We start from the raw sequence: 22,590 nt of genomic DNA, 5'->3' as shown, positions 1-22,590 counted from the left end.
GCGCAAGTCGCCGCCCGCCTCCCGGCCGACGCCGCCATGAGCGAACCTGCGACACCGCACCAAGGTCCCGGAGAACCTTCCGCCAAGCCGTTGCGCGCCGTCATCAGCGGTAGGGTGAACATTTATCCCGACAAGGTCCTGCGCGACAGCATCGGGGCGCCTTGTTGGTCCGATGCTGAGCTGACAATCTGATGATGACGCAAGGACCAGAGCTGGAGACGCTCGAAGCATTCCTGGAATCGATGGCGCGACTGGCAAGTGCGGTTCACATCGTGACTGTGCGTCACGGCGGCCGCGACTACGGCATGACAGTCACGGCGGTGACATCCCTTTCGACCGATCCGGTATCCATCTTGCTATCGATCAACCGGCAGGCGGCGGCGCACGATGCGATCCTCGCAACCGGCGAACTCGGTGTGAGCACACTCAGGCCGGGACAGTCAGGTCTTGCGAGGACCTTCGCCGGCATGACGGGGGTCTGCGGCGAAGCCCGTTTCGCGGAGGGAGATTGGGATACCGGCAGTGACGGTCCGCCCGTCCTGCGCGATGCAGCATCCATGATGCGGTGCAGGGTTCTTCAGTCGCACGTAATCGGCACCCACCGCATATTCGCCTGCAAAGTCGAACAAGTAGTGTTGGGACATCAACCTCATGCGCTGGTTTACGGCAACCGCCAGTTCGGCACGATGGCATATGCGGAGGATTAGCGAGATGGAGCAGACCCGGCCAGCATTCTACAAGATCTTCGTGGCCGATCTCGACCGAGCAATCGATTTCTATTGCGAATGCCTCGGCTTCACCGAGCAGCGACGGATCGACGCCGGCGCGTTCGATGAGGTGATCCTCGCGCCCTCGAAAGCCGGGGCGGCGCTCGTGCTGTGCCGGTGGAAGGATGGGCGCAACCTTACGCTGGGCCAGGCAAACGGCCCGGTCGGTTTCTACATCGCAGAACTCGACAAGACCTGTGAGACGATGATCGCGCATGGCGCGACCGTACGGCTCGAACCAACCACATTCGCCGGGACCCAGATCGCCGTTCTCGCGGACCCCGACGGACACCAAATCGAGCTTATTCAGCGCCAGAATTGATCGCAAACCGCTCGCTAGCGGTCACTTCACGCGAAGCGAGCGAAATCGTCGGTGGTGGCCGTGTCGAGCAGCGCTTTGTAGTGCGAATAGCAGGCGGACCCGGGCAGGATACGACCCATCTCCGGTACCGTGATTTGCTCCACTGGGATAAGGCCGATCGGGCAGGCTACGGGCACGAGCTGTGAGCCACTGCCAATCTGCAACGTCAGCAATATGCCGAACATGCGCATCTCGCGCGTCGCGCGACCCAGCATCGCCATGCGATACTGGCCGGTGTCGTTGGTCACCAGATATATGTGGCCCGAGAGATTGGGTATGGACACATGGCCTTCCTGAGCGAACTGCTGATCGGCGCGCGCCAACTCGGAGAAGACCAGATGCCCCAGGCTCTCGTCCCAGCGAATTGTGGTGAGGTAAGCATAAAGCGTATCGGAGTTCTCGAAACTCGGACGCAAGGTCAGGAAATCGCCCTCGATCCACTTGATGGCGGCGCGCGCGTAGGCCCCGAGCTGCTCAGGCGCGGGACCGGACGGCGCGACGGCAGGAAGGTCGCGCAATGGCATCCCCAGCGCATCCTCCAGGCGAAGCACCGTAGCCAGCGTGAAGCTGCGCCCGCCCGACAGGGCCTTTTCGAGCGTTGAAATGCTGATCCGCGCCATATCGGCAAGCGCCTGCCGCGAGATGCGCCGCCGCGCCAGCTCCTCGCGCACGCGGCGGGCGATGACCTCGCCATCCAGTCCATCGTTGCGTCCGGTCATGATAGTGCCCCCGCCGGCCGTTAATATGCGGACATATCCGCACATTCCCGCACACGCCGTCAAGGGGTAGAAATGCGTTCCGGACGGGCTCGTTGGGATCAGCAGCTGGGAACCTTCGTACCGCCTCGCACTTCGTAGTGGCCGTCTTCTCCGCGAACGTAGTGCTCGCGGAAGGTCCGCGAGCCCCTGTAGGTGACTGTAAAACTGCGGCCTTTCTCGACCGATGTGATGGTGCCCTCCAGGCTGGTGTCGCCCTCCCCCATTGCCCCTTCGTTGGAGAAAAAGACCGGGATGCTGGCGATCTCGAGCGGACCGGCGGGCGTCAGTGCGGTCAGCGAGGCGCGAGAGCAGGCATATCCCTGCCAGACGCCGCCGCCTTCGGTGTAGAGCACCGGATCGTCAGCAATCGCATCGCTCCAGCCCCAACGCAGCGCCGGATGGCCGAACGTCCCGGTTGCCCCGACGTGCGACCATTCTCCTTCGACTTCATAGCGCGCCCGGACTTCGCGCAGATAGTGCACCGCGTTGATCCCGGAGCAGGGGTGGCCAGTGCATGCGCTCCTTCCGGTGCTGACCAGCGCGACTTTTTCGCCGGCCAGCGGGATCAGTGCCAGCGGTACGAACGTGAAGGTCGAACCGTCGATTTCGCGCACTGCTTCGTTACGCGGAGCCTGGCCGAAAGCGGCTTCGAACGCCGCCGGCGTTCCGGGCGGAACGGTATCGCGATCGACATCGGCCACCTCCAAAGTCAGGCGCTTCTCCGAATAAATCGGCGGTGTCGACGCCTCTTGCGCCCCTGCGGGCGAGGTCATGACAGCAACCAGAGCGAGCGCCCCTGTCGACCTTGCCATATGCGATCTCCCTGCCTTGCCGTGTTTGCCGGACTTATTTGCCAAGCATCGCGCGAACATCGTTGCACATCTTCTGCTTTTGCGCGGATGTCGCCCCAGCGATCTTCTTCGTTCCCATTGCATGGCCAGCCTTGAACGCGCGCTCGAACTCTGCCGGCGACGTGCCGCCCTGCACGGCGATTCGGCGCTGTTCTTCTTTCATCTGTGCGAGCTCCGCTGCCGAATAATCTCCGCACGCTTCGGCGACCGCCTGCATTGATCCGCCCAGCGACGCGAGATCACCGTAAGTCGTGCCCTGCGCCATGACAGCGGGGGCGAACAGGAAGAATATTGTCCCAGCTATTGTTTTTAACATGAAGATTCCCCTTGATTGACAGCTGCGGACGATCCGCCAGGCTGTATTTGCGATCAGGTTTAATCCGGCGACGCATCGAATCGCTCAATCCATCTTTTCCGCCATTCCGACGAAGCGCAACGGGCCCCGCTGTGTTGCGTCGAAGGGATAGCAGGAAACGAGCAGCAATGTCGCCCGGTCAGGATGAGAGTCGAACGCAAAGTCGTTCCATCGCACTATCTGGCTGCCGGTCATGCGATAGCGCAGCGTATCGCCGGTTATCCCCTTCAGTTCGATGAGATCTCCCGGCCGCAGGTCGCGCAGAAAGGTGAAATGAGTATCACGATGCGCGGCTATGATGCTGGTTCCGTTCTCGCCCACGCCTGCTCCCGCGGATAGCAGGCTCGGTCCGAACGCCATTGCCTGGCCGGAACCGCCCGCCAGGACCACTTCGCTGATGCCCAGACGTGGCACATCGAGGCGCGCGATCGGCGCAGTGTCTGCCCAGCTCCAGGGCTTGACCGGCCGGCCAAGCGCCTGGCTCTGCTCAAAGGCTCGGTCGAGCAGGATTTGCGCCAGCACCGCTTTGGCAGGAATCCAGACCCCTTGGGCCATTGTGGCGGTGCCGATCAGACAGGCGCCGATTGCAATCAGGCGGAGAAAGCCGCGCCCGAAAGCGCGGCTCCCCATGTTGGCGAGGCGAAGGCTCACGCCATCGCTCCGGGCATGCGGCGGCGTGTCAGCCATATCCCGGCAAGGCCGATCAGCATGAGCAGCAGCCCCTTCCCGACCAGACCCGCAAAGCCGGTCGCGGTTTGAGGCAGGTCGAGGGCCGTGGCCGGATCGTTGGCCCGCGCGGCCCGGTTTGCCCGCTCCTCGCTCGCCGCAACGGCCGCCCGTGCCGTCTCCCCGCCGAACAGCGCATCGAAATCCCAGCCCGCAGGCAGCAGGAGGGGCAGTTCTTCTTCGGTCAGCGGCTGATCGAGCGGCCGCGTGGGCGTCTCATCGACCGCGACCAGGCTGGTCTGGCTGGTAACGATCGAGAAGGCGAGACCGAGCTCGGCGATCGCCGTATCCGCGTCCTCATGCGAGATCGCGCTCATCAGACGGCCGACCTCGATATCGTCGATCCGCCGCTTGGCCCAGAGCCGCGCGACTGCCTCGCTCTCGATGGCGTCGCTCAGATCGACCGTATCCGTCCATGCTTTATCGCCGATCGTGCCGCTGACCATCAGCGTCCCCGAAAGGCGGTTGGCACGGCCGAGCAGGACCAGCGGCTCGCCGGCATAGAGATCGGGGAGCACGGCCGGGGTCAGTTCCACGCCATCCCCCGAGAGTGTCACCTTGAGGTTGCGCGCGACGGGAGCCTTCAATCGGTTCAACAGTGCAGCCATCTTCGCGGTCACTTCGTCCGGCGATCCGATATTGACGTAAGTTCCGCGCCCCACCTCGGCCATGCGGGTCATCAGATAGTTGTTCGGGGCCGAGCCGATCCCGACCATGAACACGCGGCTCCGCCCAGCTTGCGCAGCCAAGGTGGCCAACATTTCGCGTTCGTTGGAAATCGCGCCGTCGGTCAGGAAGATGACCTGCCGCAGCCCGCTGGCGGAGCCAGCCGCACGATCGTCGAGCGCCGCCTTCAGCGCAGGCAGCATCTCGGTGCCGCCCGACGCCTCGAGGCTTTCGGTGAAGCGGCGTGCGACGGCGATCTGCTCCGAGCTCGCTGCGACGGGTTCCTCGAACAGGACGGTCATGCTGTCGTCAAAGCGGACGATATTGAACCGGTCCACGGGTCGCAGTGTGTCGAGCGCATGGAGCAGGCTTCGTTTCGCCTGGCGCATCGATTCCCCACCCATCGAACCGCTGTTGTCGATGACGAAGATCATTTCGCGCGGAGCGGGCGGGGGCATGGTGTCCGGCGCCGGCGGGGAGATAGTGGCCATGACGTACTGCTTCCCATCGCGTTCCTGTCGAAAAAGCTCCACCGTCGGATCGGCCGTCGCCGAACGCCAGCGCAATTCGAAATCGCGGTCGGCCGGAACATCGCCATCCGCCAGGCGGACGGTCCGCCGCCGCGGCCCGCCGGCTTCGACCGCGATCTGGTGATAGGGGCTGATGATGTTGGCGGGCTTGAACCCGGGGGCGAGCCGCACAGTGATCGACACCGGGTTGAGGTCGCGTCCCAGCGCCGGGTCGGCCAGCGGCGCCGTCACGGCGCGGGCATCGTCCGCCGACCGCGCGTCCTGCACGCTATGCGGCGGGACGTAGCGCGGCCCCACCACCAGCGGCAGCCGGAGCGCATATTCGCCGCTCAGGCGGCGGACCGGTGCCTGATACTCAATCGAAACCAGCACGGTTTCGCCAGGCCCGATATTGGCAACGCTGTTGCGGAACATGTTGGCGCGATACTGCTCGGTCAAGCCGGCTTTCCGGCCGCTGGCCTTGGCTTCTTCATAGATCTCACGGGCCTCTTCGCGGCGCTTGATGCGGCCGACGATGACCCGCTGGCCGACGACCATCTTCAGGCTGTCGACCGCGCCGTCTTCGGGTAGCGGGTAGAGGTAGGTGGCCTCCATCCATTTGTCGCTCGTGTTGCGGAACGCCTGGGTCACGCGTACCCGAGCGATCTGCCCGCTGACCTCCACGTCCATATCGGTGCCGAGGCGCACGGCAGGCAAGCGATCGGCGACGCCTTTTTCGGCAAGCAGCAATGTGCCGCTGCCGACCGGATCGGCTTCGGTTCGGGGGTCGGCGGCGTTCAACCGGCTTCCGAGCAACGCCCCGAGAAGCACGACCAGAAGAAGGGCCAGGCCCATTGCAAGCCGTCCGCGGGAATGGGACGGAAGTGACAGACGAGACGCAGCGCGACGAGGCAAAGACATGAGATCGCTCCATCTTGGATGGTGGAGTTTTCTCGGTAGGCGGCGGCTATCCCAGACAGCCACCACCACTGTTTGCTACTCTTTGCACTTCCAGGTGGCCTTGTCCGGATTGCACCTCATTCTTGACGATTTGTGAGGAAATGTGCGGACGCGCCTGCTGAGACCGTCCACGGCATCGCGTCAAACGAGATAACTCAGGCGCTTGCTCGAGCTCGACCCAGATGCATGTCAGCTAAGCGCGATACTCACAGCTTGCTCGGATTGCCCTCGGCGATGGTCGCGTGCAGACCGCGAAAGATGTCCTCTGGCACGGAGCGGACAGTATTGCCCGTGACGACGATGCCGATACAATCTCTGTCGCTTTTCAGATCCTTGCCGTCCTCAACAACGCACAAGCGCTCCTGATCATCGATCGACCATTTGCCGACAAGCGATTCCGCCTCATTCGCAACGCCGTTTGCCGACATACGCGATACTGCCCGGCCATCCGACGCGAAGTACATGACAACCTCCAGCGCGAACGGAGCCTCGCTCTCCGGCGTAAGAACGATGGTATTGCCGGCGATGCGCTCAATAGCCGCCCGCCCCGCCAGCGTCGGCTCTTCAGCTTGGCCATATGCACTGGCGGGAATCAGGGCCGAGAGGCCCATGCTTGCGAGGAGCAGAGGTCTTTTCATGGGCCGCGCGTATCGGATCGTAGCCCGCCTTGCAAACAGTGTCGTTGCCGCAGTGCAGTCAGCCCCGTGCCGGACCTTCGAAAGATAGCCAGCGCTCGGATTGGCGATCCCGATCCACGATCACCCGTGCCAGAACTTCGTCCGTAACGTCAGCCGCACGGCTCGGCCAAGAGGATCGATCTCATCGCGGCTCCGGCCGGCGGATTGCCGCCATGGCCCTATCGACCGTCTACGCGTGCAGGACCAGTCGAGCGGCGCACTACTAGCTCACCTTGTATCTGTACGGGTTCCGCCGGCGGAGCATGGGTGCGAGCATCGATCAGCATTTCCACAGCGCGGCTAACCGTGGCGGCAATCGGCTGTTCGACCGCGGTCAGCGGCGGATCCGTGAAGCGCACCACCGGCGAATTGTCGAAGCTGATCAGCGACATGTCCTCAGGCACCGCGAGGCCTCGCTCGCGCGCGACCTGCAGCGTGGCCAGCGCCATCTGATCATTGCTGGCAATGATCGCAGTCGGAGGGTCCGGGCGGTCGAGTAGCGAGTTGGCCGCGGCAATTCCGCTTTCAAAGCCAAAGTCGCCTTTCACGCACAAGCCGTCCACGGAAAGACCAGCCCGGCCCATCGCTTCGCACCACCCGTCGATACGCCAGCCCGCCAGGCTATACTCGTCGGGTCCGGCAATGAGCCCGATGCGCTTGTGGCCCAGTTCGATCAGATGATCGGTGGCAAGCGCAGCCAGGTACTCGTCGCCCATCGTGATCGCTATGCCCGGGCCTTCCTCCTTCGAACCGATCCGGGCGAAGGGAATGCCGCTTTCGGCCAGTAGATCGGTGATCTGCAGGTTTTCCGAATGTGGCGGCGTCACGATTATCCCATCGGGCCGCAAAGCTGCAATCGCCGCACCCAACTCTCGTTCGACATGGTCGCTGTGGGTATCGACCAATTCGAAGATCATACGATAGCCGCGCTCGGCAGCGGTCAGCATGCCGCCGAGGAGCATCTGGTCGATCCAGTCACGTCCCTCGCGCGCGCGCCAGTCGGCTATGGTGCGGTCGCGGTCGTTGATGGCGAGGATGAGATAGGAACGTGAACCACTCATCCGCTGCGCGGCTATCGAAGGTACGTAACCGAGCTTGTCGATGCTCGCCTGGACTCGTTCCTTCATTGCCGGGCGGACATTGGGGCCGTTATTGATGACGCGGCTGACGGTCTGCAGCGATACACCCGCGTCCGCCGCCACGTGCTTGATGGTGACCGATTGGCGGCGCCTGCCCGTTGGTGCTAAACCCCCATTACCCACTGCCATTATCGTCCTCGTCATTCGCCTGCCACATACGGTCAGGCAACCGTCGCCTGTTTTGACCCGCAGAATTGCGCCACATAGTCTTCGTGGCTTGGCAAGGCCGCCACTGTTTTGGTGATGTTTTCTCGCAAGGATGAAAGAAAGCGCGACAGTTCCGCGTCGCTCATTTTCTTCGCTATTGGGTGGTGGTTTCGCGGCTTGATGCCCTGGCCGAGCATGACCTGCACCCAACTGTTCTCGGCGAATATCTCCTCGTTCTTACGGAAAACACGACCCGTTTCGCGGAACAGCTCGATCTTCTGGCGCAGTGTATCCGGGATATCCATCGTGGCGCATTGCCGCCAGAACGGGCTGTCGCGCCGGTCGGTGGCGTTGTAGTGTAGGATCAGGAAATCCCTCACCTGGATCATGTCGGTAAGCTGCTGATCGTTGAATTCGGCGATGTCCCGTTCGCTTACCTGGCCCGCCGGCATCATCCGCATCAGCCGCACGACAGCGCGCTGGATCAAGTGGATACTGGTAGATTCAAGCGGTTCGAGGAATCCGCCCGCAAGGCCGATGGCAACACAATTGCGATGCCACTGCTTGCGCCGTGCGCCAGCGGTAAACGGTATTGCCCGGGGCTCGCTGATGGGCTTGCCTTCGAGCGTTGACATGAGCCGTTCGCGCGCTGCGTCCTGCGAAAGGTAGCGGCTGCAGTAGACGATGCCATTCCCGCCGCGGTGCTGCAGGGGAATACGCCATTGCCAGCCCGCATCGTGCGCAATGGCACGGGTATAGGGCACGGGCGGTCCGGAAAGCTCGGTTTGCACCGCGATCGCGCGATCGCATGGCAGGTAATGGGACCAATCGTCATAACCGACGTGCAGTGCCCCTTCGATGAGCAGCGCACGAAAGCCCGTACAGTCGAGGAACAGGTCACCTTCGAGCCTCTGGCCATCTTCCAGCCTCAGGGCGGTGATGTCGCCGCTGTCCCCGTCGAGCTCGACCTGTGCGATCTTGCCCTCGACGCGTTTGGCGCCGGCTTTCTCGGCAATGCGGCGGAGAAAGGCAGCATAGGCCGTTGCGTTCAGGTGATAGGCGTAGTTCAGCCCGTTCTTGGGCAGATGTGCGAATTTGCGCGCATAGGCTGCCACCAGCTCGAGGCAGTAGTCGCTGTAGCTGTCCGAATGGCCGCGCTCGTTCCCCTCGGCCCAGAAGTGCTGGAATCCCGCGGACCAGTGATCGCGCCCGGTGGTCCCGAAGGCATGGAAGTATTTTTCCCCCTCGCACCTCCAGTTCTCGAATTCGATGCCCAGCTTGAAGGTCGCCTGCGTCTCGCGCATGAAATCGGCTTCGCTTATACCGATCAGGCGGTTGAACAGAACCAAGGGTGGGATCGTCGCCTCTCCCACGCCCACAGTGCCAATGGCGTCGCTTTCGACCAGGGTCAGGTCGATTGTCTCGCCCATGGTGTACGCCAACGCCGCGGCGGCCATCCAGCCTGCGGTGCCTCCTCCGGCGACCACGATCCGCATGGGTGTAAAGTCGCTTCTCATTTGCTCAGTGCCCTCAGCAGATAGGCTTTTATCCTGCCTGCGGTCTCGGCGGTCAGCGGAGCAAGGATCCCCCGGGCCTTTTGGGGGATATGCTCGGCCACCTCCGGTGGATTCTCGAAGACGTAATGGTCGAACAGCTCACGCCAGAAGGCGCGTTCGGATCGCGGCAGGTCGCGCAGCGCGAGGATGGCGTGATTGAGCGCGTCATGCGGCTGGCCGAGAAAACCGGGCGTGTCGCGCCACCAGTAGTTTACCAGCACATTGAAAGGGTCGAGTCCCTCGACATGGTGCCACCACATCGAAGGAATGTAGACCGCATCGCCCGGCTCCAGCTCGACCACTTGCGCATGCTTCAACGCCTCGGCGAAACGCGGGAAGGCATCGAAGTCGGGCGCGTGGAAATCGACCATGCTCACCGCACGGCCGGCGGGCGTGTTCTCGAGCGGGCCGATGTAGAGATTGGCGAACTGCTCGGGCGGGAAGATCGTGAAGCGTCGTCGGCCAACGGCACAGCAAGCCAGATTGCGAGGAAAGTCGTTGTGAGCCGCCACGCAGGTGTCGGTACCGATCCAGATGCTTTCGAGCGGTCGCCGGTCGACCACCGGGGAGACATTTTCTTCGACCAACCCGTCGAAGAACAGCTTCATATCGACCGAGGAAAGGTAGATCGCGGGCGCTTCCGTGCGGGCTTCGTTGTCATCGAAACCGCGAAAGATGTCTGCGAGCTTCCCGCGCGCGGTGCGGAAGTTCATTCCGAAGTCGTCGTCGTAGAACAGTCGCCCGCCACGACCCGGTTCGCCGATGGTCACCGTGAAGGGGGCCGACCGGGCACGGTCCAGCAGATAGCGGCGGGCGGTGCGTGCGGATTGGAGCCCCGCCTTGACCAATGGCCATTCCGACACCAGTCCGCGCACCACAAAGGGTGAATCAGCCTCATCGAGTATCGAGGACAGCGCGGCACTATCGCTCGCCTTGCGCTCCGGGACTTGTTCCATGCCCGTGAAAATCGGAGGGTCGGCCTCAGCCACGCGCCTGCTTCGCGTCCTTACGGGCGATCAGCTCGGAGAAATTGGACAGTGAGGCAAGCGCCATGAAAATAGGCATGAGATAGCCATCCCCGTGCAGCGAGCCGAGCGCATCGGCATCCAGCGCACGCAGTTTGTCCTCATCGATAATGTGGAAACCAATCAGCGATTGGTTCGACCCGTCACTAAGCGGCACGTCGAGCGTGAATGGCTGGAGCAGATCATGGCGCGCAAGGGCGTCGTAAAAGGCGCTGCTTTCCTGATAGCCGACGTGCAGCGCGCCGAGCTTCTCCGTGATCGTCTCGAGAAACGGTGTGGCGCGACCGGCTTCGTCGAAAACTCGGGTTCCTTCGCCGCTGGCCGAAATGCGCGGGTGCCCCATATCCACATGCACTTGTCCCTCGCCTCCGCCATCCTGCGGAAGTCCCACAAGGAACGGCTGGATATCCATCGAGAGCGGGCGATAGCGCGCCTCCCACTCGCCGTTTGCGAGGAAAAGGTTCTCGCCATTTTCGAAGCCGAACAGAGCGAGCGCCGAAAAGCGCCCGCCGTCGGCCTCGCGGCGGAAGACAATCGGATAGTGTGCCTGCACCTTGCGAAACTCGTCGGGCACGACCAGCGCGGCCATGACCGCGTCGCCCAGTTCCGCGCCCGCGCCGGTGTGGACGCGCAAGTCGGCGTGATCTTTGGTGTTGAGAATTTCGTGTTTACTCATTGGGAGGCGATCTCTCCTTGTGCCCTTGCAGGTTCGCCGGCGAGAGCATCGAAGTACGCGCGATTTGTCGGCAGCGCAGAGGCTAGCGCTCGCTCTCGTTCACGAACCTCGGTCAGCTTCCTTGTTGCCCCGTCGCCCGCAGTGAAACCGGAATCGGCAGGGAGAACGTATCCCATGCCGTAGAGCACGTATTGCTGGCTGGCGGCGGAGAAAATCTCGTTGATCTGGGGGAAGTCGGCCTCCGAAGGCGGATGATCGCGCCACAAGACGAGCTGGTCGGCTAGAGACTGCGGGATTGTCGCGGGATCCCGCTGGGCGAGCCAGTAGGGTTCCCTGCGGTAGCTCAGCACGTAGTGAAGTTTGAGGAAGTCGACCGTCCGGCCCCAGCGATAGCGAAAGAGCGAATTGAACCGCGCTGCGTGCAGGGTCAGGGCGTCGCGGCTGCGGGGGAAATTGTCTGCCAAAGCCTTGAGCGACAGTTCGATCAGTACGATGGCCGACGCTTCAAGCGGTTCGATGAAACCCGCGGACAGACCCACGGCTAGGCAGTTCCCCCGCCAGAATTCCGCGCGATGGCCTGTGGCGAACTGGAGTCTGCGCGGCGTAAGCGATGCAGAATCCGCTCCAGGAACATTGGCTGCAACATATTCGGCAAGCACTTCGGCGGCCGCGTCGTCGTCCATGAAGCGCGAGGAATAGACGCAACCGACACCCCGGCGCGAGGGCAGCGCGATATCCCATAGCCACCCTGCCTCGTGAGCCGTGGCCACGGTCTGCGAGGCAATCGGGCTGTCCGGCAATGTCGGCACTTGCACCGCCAGCGCCCGGTCGTTGAAGGAGACATCCGAACGGTCGATCCACTCCACCCCGAGCTCTTGGCCGATCAATCGCGCGGCCATGCCGGTGCAATCGATGAAGAAATCACCCCGGAGCGGCTCTCCCTCACGCAGGCGGAGCGCGGTGATAAACCCATCCTCGCCGGTTTCGACGTCCATCGCCGTATCTCGGACGTGGGTGACGCCAAGTTTCTGGACCGCATGGCGTGCGAGAAGCACGGCCAGCTTTCCGGCATCGAGGTGGTAACCGTAGTTCAACGCACCGGCAAAGTCCGGCATGGCACGTTGGCGCGGCGCGAGGTCCCGGTCGCAGATCGCGGCTTGCGGATTCATGGCGTAGGAAAAGGGCAGCTCGTCGGCCGTTCCCTTCCATGCGGACAGGAGCTCGGCGATGTCCCCTGCAATAGGCGCCGTGAACGGGTGGTAGTAGCTGTCGCCAGGTCCGCCATTGGCCCAGCCGTCAAAGCGGGACCCCTGCTTGAACGAAGCATCGCAGGCAGTCAGGAACTCGACTTCGCTAATGCCGATGGTGGCAAGTGTCTTGCGCAGGGTCGGCCAGCTTCCCTCGCCGACGCCGATAGTGGGAATGTCGGGCGCCTCGACGATCGTGATGTCGAGCTCGGGACAGCGTGCAGCAAGGTAGGCTGCACTGAGCCAGCCCGCAGTTCCCCCGCCTACAATCACCAATCTCGCAAAGTCGCCGTGCATACGCTCATCCCATAGCCGCGGACCTCACCGGAGACAAAGAGTCGCACTGCGTCGGGGGCAGTGCGACTCTCTTGCAAGTAGGAGGGGGCGGGAACGCCCCCACCCCTCACCAGGTAAAGCGCACGCCGGCCGCGTATCGGGCGTAGCCCGGGGCCGCGAAATACACCGCCTGATCGGCCCGGCGATGGCCCCGACGGCCTTCGCTCAGGAGGTTGATGGCCTCGCCGAAGATGGTGAGCCCGTTTGCGAATTCGTAGCTCGCACTCGCATCGACCTGGCCGTAGGCTTCAATGTAGAACGGGTCGAGCCCGTAACCGGTCAGAAACTCGTCCCGCCAGTTATAGGCAACACGCGCCTGCAGACCGCCCCGGTCGTAGAATAGAACGGCATTGGCGCTGTCGGAAACACCGGTCACAGCGAACTGCTCTTCCGTGTAGCGTAACGTATTATCGTAATGAGTGTCACTATTTACGATCGTGTAGTTAAGGATAGCCCCGAAACCGGTGTTCCAGAAGTCGTGCTGGATAGCGAACTCGAAACCATCTAGCGTCGCCGACCGATCGGTGTTGATTGGCCGAGTGATCGTGAAAACCAGTGAAGGATCTCCGGGCTGCCCAATAATGCCCCGGGGCTCGCCGGCGTTGTCCCGGGTGACGAGGTCTGGATTGTTGGTCGCCACGTAACTGAGAATGTCGGCGAAGCTCGCGTCTTCGCCTAGCGCAGCCCGCGCTGCCTGCACAGCAGCACCTTGAGCCGGATTAGGCAAGTCGAATACCGGCTCCTGCGTCGTCTGATCGGTGATGAAGTTACTGACGTTCTTACGGAAGTACCCAACTGAAATATAGCTTGCCGGACCGTAATACCACTCGGCCGACACATCGAAGTTCTTCGACTTGTACGGGGTGAGGCCGGGATCGCCGCTGCTGCCGGTACTGCCGCCGTTGGGGCGAGCAGGAGAGTTAACGGTCAAACCGCCGCCTAACTTGTCATAGCCCGCGCGGGTGATCGTGTGACTATATGACGCGCGCAGAACGACGTTCTCGATCGGCGTAATGTCGAAGTCAATTGCCGGGAGCCAGTTGTCGTAGCTGCCTTTCAGCGACGAGGCTACCGTATCCTCAGCATTCTGGATTGCGATTTCGTTGTCGGAGATCAGTACGGTCCCGATTGGGACCGGAACTCGCGCTGGGGCGGAAATATCGGTCGTTTCGTACCGCAAGCCAAGGCGCAGGTGAGCCTCGTCCGCAAGGATGTCGAACGCGTGAAGCGACTGCACGAACGGCGCGATGGTCTTTTCACGGAGCCGGCGGTCGACGGTATATTCGGCCAGGCAGCCTTCGCCCGTGGGCGTGCCGGACCATGGCGCAGAACAGATTCCAATCTCCGATTCAAGGAACTGGATCAAGTCTTCCGTGGCGATTCGAAAATAGGTCGGGATGATGCTCGGGTCTTGTGACCCATTCATCCCGTCGAGATCGGTGCGAAGGTCCCTCGGCGTGAAGAAATCGTCCGGCGTCTCTTCCGCGCTCAACGTGCCGCCCCAGCTGTCGCTCTGGAGGAAACCATAGGCGGTGCGAACCTTGTTATCGGTATAGGTCGCACCGAAGTCGAGACTTTCGATGAACCCGGCGTCGAAATCGTAGGCGCCCCTTAGCGACACCTCCATGATCCGGTCCTTCATATAGGCATTGCGGAATGCATTGCCCGATGGACGGATATTCGACGGATCGATTTCGGAGCCCGGATACATATCAACCGATAGGACGGGCATCTCGGTGGTGAAATCGACACGCTGACTCTCGACGCCGAAGATCGAAGTCCCCACGGCAATGTTGCTGCCGTATGGAGATGTCGGCTTGGATTCTGCGGTCGAATAGTGCGCATCCAGCACCCAGCGCATACCGCTCGGATGGTTCCATTCGAAGTTGGCGCCGATCGAGTGATTGATGCTGCGATTGGCGGCGACCGCGCCGGTGATGGGAAGGTCCTTTCCTGCCCCGAAAGTCTCGGCGTAGAAGTTTGGACCGGCGACTGGCCCATCGGTCCAACTGCTGCTTGTCTGATCGTGATTGAACCACACACCGATGCTATTCGTGCGGGCATCGAGCGTGTTTTGCGAGAAGGTGTAGTCAAACGTCGCGCCGAACTCGTCCGACGGCTGGAATTGCAACACGGCCTGGCCGTTGATCCGTTCACGATCGATATCGGTGAAGTCGTAGGCCGCGTTCTGCGGAACCTGGTAGATATCGTCGCCTTCCGGACGGTTCTCGATGTTGGCGTACCGGGGGTCGCCCGGCATCGCCAGCGAGCCCCAGTTGCCCTCTGTTGCAAGATACCCTTCGCGCCACTCACCAACCGTGAACTGCGCGAGGCTGGCCTTGCGTCGCTGGTAAGAGCCACTCACCAGAATGCCGATGGTATCGTTGGCAAAGGTCTTGCTGATGATGCCCGAAATCTCGGGCGTGATCTCGGTGTCTTCGAACGTGTGATCGATTACACCCTTGATTCCGATGCTGCCCTGAAAACCCGGCCGATCGAGCGGGCGCGGCGTCTTGATGTTGATGACCGAGCCAATACCGCCGGTCGGCAGCGAAGCGCGGCCCGACTTGTAGACTTCGACGCCGGCAATGCCCTCCGAGGCAAGGTTGGCGAAATCGAAGGAGCGCGAAGCGGGAGCCGAACAGCAGTCGCCCAAACTCGAAGCAGGCATCTGGCGGCCGTTGAGAAGCACGAGGTTGAAATCCGGCCCGAAACCGCGGACCGTCACTTTCGACCCTTCGCCGCTCTGGCGGTCGATCGATACGCCGGTGATCCGCTGGAGCGATTCGGCAAGGTTCGTATCGGGGAATTTGCCGATATCTTCCGCGCTGATGGCATCCACCACGCCGACAGCTTCGCGCTTGATGTTCATCGCGTTCTGAAGACTTGCGCGAATACCCGATACGACGATGACGTTTTCGTCCTCGGGAGTATCGTTTGCAGTCTCTTGAGCGGAGTCGTCGGCGGACGAATCCTGCGCCTGCGCGACCGGCGCCAATGCGCTCAGTGCCACAAACGACGTTCCCGCCAGCGCCCTGACGAGAAACGGGTTGCCCTTCAATTTCATCTGATTCTCCTCCCGATTTCATGCGCTTCGCGGCATGCAAAATTCTTATGTGAACGTTCACCTAATTGATAACGTTCACTTGGTCAACATGGCCGTGCCAAAGATGACAGCGAAATATGCCCCCAGGCGACGGTGGAACTCGTCAGAAAGAGCGCTTCTCGCCAACCGCAACGTGGCCTGCGCCCGCGACCGCGCCGAGCGGCGGCGACGAGAAGCTGTACGGGTCGCCATGATGGGGGCGGCTAGTACCGCCGCGGTTTCTAGGGTTCGACGAGCCGACCAACCACCTCGCCACCGCCGCCTTCGAGATGCTCAAGAGGCCCTCGCCTCGTATGACGGCACATTGCGTCTCGTCAGTCGTGATCGGCGATTTCCCGGTGCGGAGGGGCTGGCACGGGAGATTGCACTGCCCCTTGCTATCCCCGCGCCGGCCCCTTAGCGGCTGCGCCAGCCAGCAACCGGAGTCGAGAATGGTCCCCCGCTACGCCCGCCCCGAAATGACCGCGATCTGGGAGCCCGAGGCGCGCTACCGCATCTGGTTCGAGATCGAGGCGCACGCGACCGAGAAGCTCGGCGAGCTCGGCGTGGTGCCGAAGAGCGCAGCAAAGGCGCTGTGGGACTGGTGGGCGACCGATCCGAAGATCGACGTTCCGGCGATCGATGCGATCGAGGCGGTGACCAAACACGACGTGATCGCCTTCCTCACCTGGGTCGCCGAACAGGTGGGAGACGAGGCGCGCTTCATGCACCAGGGCATGACCAGCTCGGATGTGCTCGACACGACGCTTGCAGTGCAGCTCGCCCGCGCGTCCGACATTCTGCTCGCCGACCTCGACCAGCTCCTCGCGGCGATCAAGCGCCGGGCGGAAGAACACAAGTACACACCCACCATCGGCCGTAGCCACGGCATTCATGCCGAGCCGGTGACCTTCGGGCTCAAGCTGGCGCAGGCCTACGCCGAGTTCGCGCGCTGCCGCCAGCGGCTGGTCGCGGCGCGCGAGGAGATCGCGACTTGCGCTATCAGCGGCGCCGTCGGCACGTTCGCCAATGTCGACCCGCGGGTGGAGGAACACGTCGCCGAGCGCCTCGGCCTCGTAGTCGAGCCGATCAGCACGCAAGTGATCCCGCGCGACCGGCACGCGATGTTCTTCGCCACGCTGGCGGTGATCGCCGGCTCGATCGAACGGGTCGCGGTCGAGATCCGCCATCTCCAGCGGACCGAAGTGCTGGAGGCGGAGGAATACTTCTCGCCCGGGCAGAAGGGCAGCTCTGCCATGCCGCACAAGCGCAACCCGATCCTGACCGAGAATCTGACCGGCCAGGCCCGCATGATCCGCGCCTATGCCCTCCCCGCGCTGGAAAACGTCGCGCTGTGGCACGAGCGGGACATCAGCCACTCCTCGGTCGAGCGCTTCATCGGTCCCGACGCGACGATCACGCTCGACTTCGCGCTCGCGCGCCTCACCGGCGTGATCGACAAGCTGCTGGTCTATCCCGAGCGGATGCAGAAGAACCTCGATCGGATGGGCGGCCTCGTCCATTCACAGCGCGTCCTGCTGGCGCTCACGCAGGCAGGCGTCAGCCGCGAGGACGCCTACCGCCTCGTACAGCGCAACGCGATGAAGGTCTGGGAATCGGACGGCGCGCTCTCACTGCTCGACCTGCTCAAAGGCGACGACGAGGTGACGGCGGCGCTCAGCCATGCCGATCTCGAAGAGAAATTCGACCTCGACTATCACTTCAAGGAAGTCGACCGGATCTTCGCCCGGGTCTTCGGCTGAGGGGCACAGCGGCAGGCTTCCCTTGGGTTGCCAAGGCGTTTAGCATCCGGGCCGCCTTGAACGAGAAGCGAGACAGAGCATGCAAGTGGTGAGAACGATCGTCTGGGTCCTGCTGCTGGCCGCGCTGCTGGTCTTTTCCGCCTTCAACTGGCGGCCGGTCGAAATAACGATCTGGCAGGGCCTGGTGCTGGAGACCAAGATACCGGCGCTGGTGGTCGTGTCCTTCCTGCTCGGCCTGCTGCCGATGTGGCTGCTGCATCAGGGTTCGAAGTGGCGGCTCAACCGGCGGATCAGCTCGCTCGAAACGGCGCATCGCACCGCGGTCGCCAACACCGCGGCGGCGCCCCCGCCGCCCGAAACCGTGCATGAACCCGCGTCGACACCCGTGACGACCGACGTCGCGGACGACCGCCCCAAAGACCCCGCATGAGCAACCCGGTCTACCTCGCGCTCGACCTGCCTCAGCTCGACGCGGCCAAGGCGCTGGCCTCCAGGGTCAAGGCACATGTCGGCGGCGTAAAACTGGGGCTCGAGTTCTTCTGCGCGCACGGGCACCACGGGGTGCACGAGATCGCCCATCTGGGCCTGCCGATATTCCTCGACCTCAAGCTCCACGATATTCCCAACACGGTCGCCGGGGCGATGCAGGCGATCCATGTGCTCGAGCCCGCCATCGTCACCGTCCACGCCAGCGGCGGACGCGCGATGATGGAAGATGCCAAGGCGGCCGCGAGCAACGGGACGAAAGTCGTCGCGGTGACGATGCTCACCAGCATGGACAACCGCGATCTCGAACGCACCGGGGTGAAAGGCGGCGCGCACGATCAAGTCATGCGCCTCGCCGAACTGGCCGAGGCGGCGGGGCTCGACGGCATCGTCTGCTCGGGGCAGGAGGTCGGCGCGGTTCATCGCCAGTGGAAGGACGGGTTCTTCGTCGTCCCCGGCTTGCGCCTGCCCGGCAACGGAGCAGGCGACCAGAAGCGCGTCGTCACTCCGCGGCAGGCACGCGACGATGGGGCGAGCGTGCTGGTCATCGGCCGCCCGATCAGCCGCGCTGACGATCCCGTGGCGGCGGCAATCGCGGTCGAAGCGACCCTTTAGACATGGCGGACCGCGCCACTCCCAACTTGCCCGCGCGCGATTTCGACACGACCGAAAGGTTCTATGCCAAACTCGGCTTCGAGCGCACCTGGCGCGACGGCGGCTGGATGATCCTGCGCCGCGGCGAAGTGCAGCTCGAATTCTTCCCTCATCCCCATCTCGATCCCTCGGAAAGTTCGTTCGGCTGCTGCCTTCGCCTCGACGACATGCCGGCCTTCGTCGAGATATGCCGCGCGGCCGGTATCAGCGCTGGCTCTTCAGGTTTCCCAAGGTTGCAGGCCCCGCAGCGCGAGCATAGCGGGCTCGACATCGCCTATCTTGTCGATCACGACGGCTCCCTCCTTCGTCTCGTCCAAAACGCCTGATCGCCCATGACCAAAATCAAGATCTGCGGGATATCCACGCCCGAGGCGCTCGATGCAGCGATGGGAGCACGGGCCGATTATTGCGGCTTCGTGTTCTTCGCCCCTTCCCCTCGCAACCTGACTGCTGGCGCGGCGCGCGAACTCTCGGCCCGCGCGGACCGGCGGATCGGCAAGGTCGGGCTGTTCGTCGATCCTGACGACGCGTTGCTCACCGAAGGGGTGACGGCGGGCGCTCTCGACGCGATCCAGCTTCATGGCAGCGAGACGCCCGAACGCGCAGCGCAGCTCCGCGCGCGCTTCGGCTTGCCAGTGTGGAAGGTGGTCTCGGTCGCCTCGCGGGAGGACGTTGCGCGCGCCAACGCCTACCGCGATGCGGCGGACCTGCTCCTGTTCGACGCCAAGACCCCCAAGGGTGCCGCGCTGCCCGGAGGGATGGGTCTGCGGTTCGACTGGTCCCTGCTTAGCGGACACCGCGGGCCGCTGCCGTGGGGCCTCGCCGGAGGGTTGACGCCGGGCAATGTTGCCGAGGCAATCCGCGCGGCCGGGGCGCCGCTGGTCGACACCTCCTCGGGGGTGGAAAGCGCGCCGGGAGTGAAGGACCCCGCGTTGATTGCGGCCTTCTGCGCGGCAGTGCGCGGCGCATAGAAAAAGGGCGGCCAGCAGGACCGCCCTTCCCTTGCAATACTCGCTGGCTTCAGAAGGTGAAGCCGACGCCGACCGCCGCCGTGTTCACGTCGACGAAGTCGCTGAAGAAGTGGCGGTACTCGCCCTTCACGTAGAGATTGGTGCCCAGGCGGTGCTGATAGCCGGCACCGAGGTGGGGCGTATCCTCACCCTCGCCAAAGGTGTAGCCGCCGGCGGCATAGAGCTTGCCGTTCGCACCCACCTTGGCGCCGACGCGCGCCGTCGCACCCCACACCACATCCGCGCCGTCGTCGAGAATTTTGTCGGCCGAGCCTTCGACACCGAAGAACGTCGTCTCGCCCAGGTCGAAGTCGTAACCGCCGGCGACGCCTGCAACGGCCTCTTCATGGCCATTGGCCCAGGCGATGCCGCCGCGCGCTTCCACACGGCCTTCGTTCGCCTGCGCGGGCGATGCGATAACGGCCATTCCCACGAGGGCGGGCAGGGTTGCCAAAGCGAACTTTTTCATTGTTTTTCTCAACTCCACGATCCGGCGCGGGCCCATCCCGTCCGTTCGATTGGCCGCATCTGGGGAGCCGATCCTGTATCTTTCATTTACCGTCGACGAACGACATTCCCGGTTCGAGCAACATCGTTTCACTCTCGACGAATGTCGTACTTGACCGCCGCGGGCGCCTCGCAACAAAAAGGGGCGGCCGATCGGCCGCCCCTCCGGTTGTCTTGCATCGCTGCCGATCAGAAGCGGTAGGCGACGCCCGCGCGAACGGAGTTGTTCTTGATGAAGTCGCTGTAGTCGGCATAGGTGTACTCGACGCGGAATGAGGTCGCGTCGCCAAACCGGGTTTCCAGACCGGCGCCGAGAACCAGCGCATCGTCGCGATCGCTATCGCCCTCGCCGTTCAGCTCTGCCTTGAACCGGGTGTTTTCCCACCCTGCGCGGCCGTAGATGCCGGTGCTGTCGTTGAGCATCGCACCGAGGCGGGCGGTGGCGCCGAAGGTTTCCTTCGCGCCGACGGTGAACGCGTCTTCACCGGTGTCGACGGTGATTTCGGCGGCGCTCAGCGCAGCCTTGCCTTCGACGCCGACGAAGGCCGAGGTGCCCAGCGGGAGGTCGTAGCCGGCAAACACGGCGCCCACGACACCATTGCCGCTCAGGCCGTCGTAGTGGTCGCCAGCGGCGAACACGTCATCGGCCTGGACTTCGTAGCTGTCGAGACCGGCCTCGACACCGACGTACGGCCCTGAAAACGGCTCGGCCATCGCCGGAGTTGCTGCCAGCGCGAGGAAAGAAGCAGAGGCGATAACTGCGAACTTAGTATTCATTATTATTTTCTCCGTTCAAGTATAACTTGAATCTATTGGTTGGTAGAGTTGTATTAACCGCACTGTATTGCGGCAGGCCGTATCTGGGGATCGGACATCCGGATCCCAGCGCCAAAAAGTATCTACCTTGCAAGAAAAACGCTGTGTTGCTCGGGTGCAACACCGGTCCCGCCGCCGCGATCTGCACCCGGCCAACTGCTGGATTCTGGACAAGCCCCGGCGGCTCTGCCAAGCGCGATCGCGCCATGACCACGCCACCCAACTCGTTTCGCAACCAGCCCGACGAACGGGGCCATTTCGGTGCCTACGGCGGGCGCTATGTTGCCGAAACGCTAATGCCGCTCGTGCTCGATCTGGAGCGCGAATATCGAGCGGCCAAGGCAGACCCTGCGTTCCAGCAGCAGTTCGACGACCTGCTCGAACACTACGTCGGCCGGCCTAGTCCGCTCTATTTCGCGGAACGGCTCACTGAGGCGCTGGGCGGCGCGCAAGTGTGGTTCAAGCGGGAAGAGCTCAACCACACCGGTGCGCACAAGATCAACAACTGCATCGGCCAGATCCTGCTCGCGATCCGTATGGGCAAGACAAAGATCATTGCCGAAACCGGGGCGGGTCAGCACGGCGTCGCCACCGCCACCGTCTGCGCGCGCTTCGGCTTGCCCTGCACGATCTTCATGGGCGCGACCGACGTCGCCCGTCAGCAGCCGAACGTGTTCCGCATGAAGCTGCTCGGCGCCGAAGTCGTGCCGGTAGACAGCGGCGCCGCGACGCTGAAGGACGCGATGAACGAGGCGCTGCGCCACTGGGTCGCCAATGTCCACGACACCTTCTACATCATCGGCACGGCCGCGGGGCCGCATCCCTACCCTGAGCTGGTGCGCGACTTCCAGAGCGTGATCGGCAAGGAAGCGCGCGCGCAGATGCTCGCCCGCACCGGCCGCCTGCCCGACCTGCTGATCGCGGCGGTCGGCGGCGGATCGAATGCGATCGGCCTGTTCCATCCGTTCCTCGACGACCCCGACGTTGCGATGATCGGCGTCGAGGCTGCGGGCCACGGGATCGAGAGTGGCCAGCACGCCGCCAGCCTCACCGGCGGCGCACCAGGCGTGCTCCACGGTAACAAGACTTACCTGCTGCAGGACGAGGACGGCCAGATCACCGAGGCGCACTCGATCAGCGCGGGTCTCGACTATCCCGGCATCGGACCCGAGCATTCGTGGCTGTACGAAAGCGGCCGGGTGAAATACCTGCCGATCGGCGATGACGAGGCGCTCGAGGCGTTCCAGCTCTGCTGCCGCCTCGAAGGCATCATCCCCGCCCTCGAAAGCTCCCACGCCCTGGCCGCCCTGCACAAGCTGGCGGACGACTATAGCAAGGATCAGATCATCCTCGTCAACGTCTCGGGCCGGGGGGACAAGGACATCTTCACCGTGGCCGACAAGCTGGGGGTGGAGCTTTGATGCATATGCCGTTTCACCCTGCGCCTGAGCATCACCGTCACCCCAGCGAAAGCTCGGGTCGCATGCCACTAGGCCGCCCTTTCCCGAGGGCG

22 protein-coding genes are annotated in these 22,590 nt (G+C 63.3%); 8 read left to right on the top strand and 14 right to left on the bottom strand.

Annotated features, from left to right (window positions below):
• The first annotated feature begins 194 nt into the window (after positions 1 to 194).
• The gene (locus D2V04_RS09835) at positions 195 to 707 is read left to right on the top strand and encodes a flavin reductase family protein (protein WP_182849721.1); all 513 of its coding nucleotides are present in this window, start codon (positions 195 to 197) and stop codon (positions 705 to 707) included.
• Between the two features lie 4 nt (positions 708 to 711).
• The gene (locus D2V04_RS09830; protein WP_182849720.1) at positions 712 to 1,089 is read left to right on the top strand and encodes a VOC family protein; all 378 of its coding nucleotides are present in this window, start codon (positions 712 to 714) and stop codon (positions 1,087 to 1,089) included.
• 26 nt (positions 1,090 to 1,115) lie between these two features.
• On the opposite strand, the gene D2V04_RS09825 is transcribed toward D2V04_RS09830, so the two are convergent.
• The 12 genes from D2V04_RS09825 to D2V04_RS09770 all read right to left on the bottom strand — a co-directional run bounded on the left by D2V04_RS09825 (position 1,116) and on the right by D2V04_RS09770 (position 15,823).
• Complete coding sequence (locus D2V04_RS09825; protein ID WP_119513492.1) at positions 1,116 to 1,847, bottom strand: helix-turn-helix domain-containing protein; 732 nt, start codon at positions 1,845 to 1,847, stop codon at positions 1,116 to 1,118.
• A gap of 98 nt (positions 1,848 to 1,945) precedes the next feature.
• A complete protein-coding gene (locus tag D2V04_RS09820; RefSeq protein WP_228766352.1) occupies positions 1,946 to 2,698 on the bottom strand; it encodes a hypothetical protein in 753 nt (250 codons plus the stop codon).
• Positions 2,699 to 2,732: 34 nt separating this feature from the next.
• Entirely contained in the window at positions 2,733 to 3,002 is a 270-nt protein-coding gene (locus tag D2V04_RS09815) for a hypothetical protein (RefSeq protein ID WP_119513490.1), read from the bottom strand.
• Positions 3,003 to 3,137: 135 nt separating this feature from the next.
• Positions 3,138 to 3,743 carry a class GN sortase gene (locus D2V04_RS09810; protein ID WP_228766351.1) on the bottom strand — a complete coding sequence of 202 codons (606 nt, stop codon included), beginning with the start codon at positions 3,741 to 3,743 and terminating at the stop codon, positions 3,138 to 3,140.
• Entirely contained in the window at positions 3,740 to 5,848 is a 2,109-nt protein-coding gene (locus tag D2V04_RS09805; protein ID WP_119513489.1) for a marine proteobacterial sortase target protein, read from the bottom strand. Before D2V04_RS09805 ends, D2V04_RS09810 begins: the two co-directional genes overlap by 4 nt.
• Before the next feature lie 311 nt (positions 5,849 to 6,159).
• A complete protein-coding gene (locus D2V04_RS09800; protein ID WP_119513488.1) occupies positions 6,160 to 6,591 on the bottom strand; it encodes a hypothetical protein in 432 nt (143 codons plus the stop codon).
• Between the two features lie 218 nt (positions 6,592 to 6,809).
• Positions 6,810 to 7,913 (bottom strand): LacI family DNA-binding transcriptional regulator, encoded by a 1,104-nt coding sequence (locus tag D2V04_RS09795; RefSeq protein ID WP_228766350.1) that lies wholly within the window; start codon positions 7,911 to 7,913, stop codon positions 6,810 to 6,812.
• Between the two features lie 17 nt (positions 7,914 to 7,930).
• Positions 7,931 to 9,433 carry a tryptophan halogenase family protein gene (locus D2V04_RS09790; protein WP_119513486.1) on the bottom strand — a complete coding sequence of 501 codons (1,503 nt, stop codon included), beginning with the start codon at positions 9,431 to 9,433 and terminating at the stop codon, positions 7,931 to 7,933.
• Entirely contained in the window at positions 9,430 to 10,428 is a 999-nt protein-coding gene (locus D2V04_RS09785) for a cupin-like domain-containing protein (RefSeq protein ID WP_228766348.1), read from the bottom strand. Before D2V04_RS09785 ends, D2V04_RS09790 begins: the two co-directional genes overlap by 4 nt.
• 25 nt (positions 10,429 to 10,453) lie before the next feature.
• The gene (locus D2V04_RS09780; protein WP_119513484.1) at positions 10,454 to 11,173 is read right to left on the bottom strand and encodes a SapC family protein; all 720 of its coding nucleotides are present in this window, start codon (positions 11,171 to 11,173) and stop codon (positions 10,454 to 10,456) included.
• A complete protein-coding gene (locus D2V04_RS09775) occupies positions 11,170 to 12,717 on the bottom strand; it encodes a tryptophan halogenase family protein (RefSeq protein ID WP_119513483.1) in 1,548 nt (515 codons plus the stop codon). Before D2V04_RS09775 ends, D2V04_RS09780 begins: the two co-directional genes overlap by 4 nt.
• Positions 12,718 to 12,823: 106 nt before the next feature.
• Positions 12,824 to 15,823 (bottom strand): TonB-dependent receptor, encoded by a 3,000-nt coding sequence (locus tag D2V04_RS09770; RefSeq protein ID WP_119513482.1) that lies wholly within the window; start codon positions 15,821 to 15,823, stop codon positions 12,824 to 12,826.
• A gap of 470 nt (positions 15,824 to 16,293) precedes the next feature.
• On the opposite strand from D2V04_RS09770, the gene purB reads away from it, so the two are divergent.
• The 5 genes from purB to D2V04_RS09745 all read left to right on the top strand — a co-directional run bounded on the left by purB (position 16,294) and on the right by D2V04_RS09745 (position 19,715).
• A complete protein-coding gene (purB, locus tag D2V04_RS09765) occupies positions 16,294 to 17,604 on the top strand; it encodes an adenylosuccinate lyase (protein ID WP_119513481.1) in 1,311 nt (436 codons plus the stop codon).
• A 79-nt stretch (positions 17,605 to 17,683) separates the two neighbouring features.
• Positions 17,684 to 18,034 carry a DUF1049 domain-containing protein gene (locus D2V04_RS09760; RefSeq protein WP_119513479.1) on the top strand — a complete coding sequence of 117 codons (351 nt, stop codon included), beginning with the start codon at positions 17,684 to 17,686 and terminating at the stop codon, positions 18,032 to 18,034.
• A complete protein-coding gene (pyrF, locus tag D2V04_RS09755; protein ID WP_119513477.1) occupies positions 18,031 to 18,705 on the top strand; it encodes an orotidine-5'-phosphate decarboxylase in 675 nt (224 codons plus the stop codon). The genes D2V04_RS09760 and pyrF overlap by 4 nt, the downstream gene beginning before the upstream one ends.
• A 2-nt stretch (positions 18,706 to 18,707) precedes the next feature.
• Positions 18,708 to 19,070 carry a bleomycin resistance protein gene (locus tag D2V04_RS09750; protein ID WP_119513475.1) on the top strand — a complete coding sequence of 121 codons (363 nt, stop codon included), beginning with the start codon at positions 18,708 to 18,710 and terminating at the stop codon, positions 19,068 to 19,070.
• A gap of 6 nt (positions 19,071 to 19,076) precedes the next feature.
• Entirely contained in the window at positions 19,077 to 19,715 is a 639-nt protein-coding gene (locus D2V04_RS09745) for a phosphoribosylanthranilate isomerase (RefSeq protein WP_119513473.1), read from the top strand.
• Positions 19,716 to 19,764: 49 nt separating this feature from the next.
• Here the strand turns inward: D2V04_RS09745 and D2V04_RS09740 are convergent, their stop codons facing one another.
• Both D2V04_RS09740 and D2V04_RS09735 read right to left on the bottom strand, forming a co-directional pair.
• Positions 19,765 to 20,223, bottom strand: coding sequence for an outer membrane protein (locus D2V04_RS09740; protein WP_119513471.1), 459 nt, complete (start codon positions 20,221 to 20,223; stop codon positions 19,765 to 19,767).
• A gap of 227 nt (positions 20,224 to 20,450) precedes the next feature.
• Complete coding sequence (locus D2V04_RS09735) at positions 20,451 to 21,038, bottom strand: porin family protein (RefSeq protein WP_119513469.1); 588 nt, start codon at positions 21,036 to 21,038, stop codon at positions 20,451 to 20,453.
• Positions 21,039 to 21,283: 245 nt separating this feature from the next.
• On the opposite strand from D2V04_RS09735, the gene trpB reads away from it, so the two are divergent.
• The gene (gene trpB / locus D2V04_RS09730; RefSeq protein ID WP_119513467.1) at positions 21,284 to 22,498 is read left to right on the top strand and encodes a tryptophan synthase subunit beta; all 1,215 of its coding nucleotides are present in this window, start codon (positions 21,284 to 21,286) and stop codon (positions 22,496 to 22,498) included.
• Positions 22,499 to 22,590: the final 92 nt, after the last annotated feature.

The organism is Pelagerythrobacter aerophilus (assembly GCF_003581645.1).
Taxonomy (GTDB): domain Bacteria; phylum Pseudomonadota; class Alphaproteobacteria; order Sphingomonadales; family Sphingomonadaceae; genus Pelagerythrobacter; species Pelagerythrobacter aerophilus.
This window is presented reverse-complemented; position numbering and strand designations above follow the sequence as displayed.